Raw genomic sequence first — 1,825 nt, forward strand, 5'->3', positions numbered from 1 at the left:
GGTCACACCGGTGAAAAAGCTGCCGTCAAACCGGGCGTCCCGCGCCTTCAGGGCAAGGTAGCAGTCGTTGTCGGCAAGAGGGGTGGTTTCGCGGTTCATGAGGGAAATGATACGCCGCAGCAGGCTGTTGACTAGCCGTTTTCGGACATGTCCCTTTGGTCGAAAAAGCCTTCAAAATTCCTGTCCAGGCTAGCTGTTTTTTGCCTCGTTGGAGACCGGTTAGATACCACTTTGGCGAAGCTTTCCATAGTCTGAACGGGCCCCCTGGAAACGGTGGCGGCCTACAGTTCGCGAAAGGACCGCCCCCTACAATCAAACCCATCAAATTGAAGGATCTCGCCGATGCAAATCAACCCGTCCATCTTCAAGGCCTACGACATCCGCGGTGTCGTGCCCTCCACCATCCATGAGGAAATGGCCGAGGCGCTGGGCAAGGCTTTTGGCATGGCGGCGCTGGCCGAAGGTGAGAAATCCGTGGCGGTAGGCCGTGACGGGCGCCTCAGCGGGCCATCGCTCAGTGCAGCGCTGATGCGCGGCCTGGCCGCGGTGGGGATGGAAGTGATCGACGTCGGCATGGTGACCACCCCCATGCTGTACTTTGCGGCCAGCACCCTCACGGCTTCCGGTATCCAGGTCACAGGCAGTCACAACCCCAAGGACTACAACGGCTTCAAGATGGTGCTGGCAGGCCGCGCCATTTATGGCGAAGAAATCCAGGCGCTGCGCCGCGCGATGGAAGGCGAGACATGGGTGTTGCCGTCCCAGGCCGGCGCCATTCGCCAGGTCGATGTTGAAACGGCCTACCGCGACCGCATCGTGTCCGGCATCAAGCTCGAGCGTCCGCTCAAAATCGTTATCGACTCTGGCAACGGCATAGCCGGCGCTTCGGCGCCTGCGATCTTTCGCGCGCTCGGCTGCGAGGTGACCGAACTCTTCAGTGAAGTGGACGGCAATTTCCCCAACCACCACCCCGACCCCAGCAAGCCCGAAAATCTGCAGGATTTGATCAAGGCCCTGCAAAGCGGCAAGGCCGAACTGGGCCTGGCCTTTGACGGCGACGGCGACCGCCTCGGCATCGTCACCAAAGACGGCCAGAACATTTACCCCGACCGGCAGATGATGCTGTTTGCCCGCGACGTGCTCTCACGCGTGCCGGGCGGCACCATCTTGTTCGACGTGAAATGCTCGCAGCGCCTGGCGCCCGAGATCGAGGCCGCTGGTGGTGTGCCGTTGATGTACAAGACCGGCCACTCACTCATCAAGGCGAAGATGAAAGAAGTCGATTCGCCGCTGGGCGGCGAAATGAGCGGCCATATCTTCTTCAAGGAGCGCTGGTACGGCTTTGACGACGGCACTTACGCCGGCGCGCGCTTGCTGGAAATCCTGAGCCGCGTGCCCGACGCCGGCATCGTGCTCAATGCCCTGCCTACCAGCTTCAGCACGCCCGAACTGAACGTGGCCTGCAAGGAAGGCGAGCCGCACACGGTGGTGGAGGCCTTGATCAAATCCGCGAAATTCGCGGCGCCTGCCAGGATCTCGACGATTGATGGCGTGCGCGTTGACTGGCCCGACGGCTTTGGATTGATCCGTGCATCCAACACCACGCCGGTGCTGGTGCTGCGCTTTGAGGGCCACACCCAAAAGGCACTGGAGCGCATCGAGACCGACATGCTGACCTTGTTGCGGAGCGTCAAGCCCGGCGCCAGCTTCGCTGCCGCCTCACATTAAGCTCACCCCCTTCCAGACTCACTGCGTGTAGTCTGTTCCCCCCTCGAGGGGGCGGCGCCTGGGGCCGGCAAAGCCGGACCCTCGGCCCCCACTGGTG

The 1,825-nt window shown here is 62.0% G+C and carries 1 protein-coding gene; it reads left to right on the top strand.

Features of this window, described 5'->3' with window-relative positions; all coding sequences use genetic code 11:
• The first annotated feature begins 342 nt into the window (after positions 1–342).
• Entirely contained in the window at positions 343–1,728 is a 1,386-nt protein-coding gene (locus tag AC1D1X_RS22145; protein ID WP_477668061.1) for a phosphomannomutase/phosphoglucomutase, read from the top strand.
• Positions 1,729–1,825 lie beyond the last annotated feature (97 nt).

The organism is Polaromonas sp. P1_G4 (genome assembly GCF_056405475.1).